Annotated in this window: 1 protein-coding gene; it reads left to right on the forward strand. The window is 63.2% G+C overall.

Annotation, left to right across the window (positions count from 1 at the left end; translation table 11 throughout):
• A partial coding sequence (locus J2I47_RS26370) for an Ig-like domain-containing protein (RefSeq protein WP_445451877.1) occupies positions 1-671 on the forward strand: 671 nt, incomplete at both ends.

Genomic DNA, 671 nt, shown 5'->3' on the forward strand with positions numbered 1-671 from the left:
ACGGTTGTTCGGCTGTCACATCAGCTACGGTCACCGTCAACCCCGCCGTGACCGCCACGCTCAGCAGTGCCACCATCTGTAACGGCACTTCGGCTACGCTCACGGCCACGGGTGGTACGAGCTACAGCTTCAGCAACGGCACTAGCAACAGCACAGGGACGCTGGTCGTCTCACCGTCCACCACCACGATTTACTCCGTGACAGTAACCAACGCCAGCGGCTGTTCAGCCCTTGCCGCCGGCACCGTGACGGTCAACCCGGCTGTGACCGCTACGGTGGCTAACCAGACCATTTGTAACGGTACTTCGGCTACGCTAACAGCTAACGCATCGGGCGGCAGTGGCTTCAGCTACAACTGGGCGCCAACGGGCACGGGCAACACCCAGAGCGTGGTCGTATCGCCCACGACTACCACCACCTACAGCGTCACGGTGAGCAATGCCAGTGGCTGCTCGGCCCTCACCTCAGCCACCGTGACGGTCAACCCCGCCGTCACCGCTACGATTGCCGCCAGCCCTAGCCTGACTATCTGCAACGGCACCTCCACTACCCTGACGGCTTCAGGGGGCACGAGCTATGTCTGGTCAACAGGGGCCACTACGGCATCGATCCCCGTCTCGCCCACGACCACCACCACCTACAGCGTGACGGTGACCAACGCCAGCGGCTGC

It is taken from the genome of Fibrella rubiginis (assembly GCF_017353185.1).
In the GTDB taxonomy this organism is placed as follows: Bacteria; Bacteroidota; Bacteroidia; order Cytophagales; family Spirosomataceae; genus Fibrella; species Fibrella rubiginis.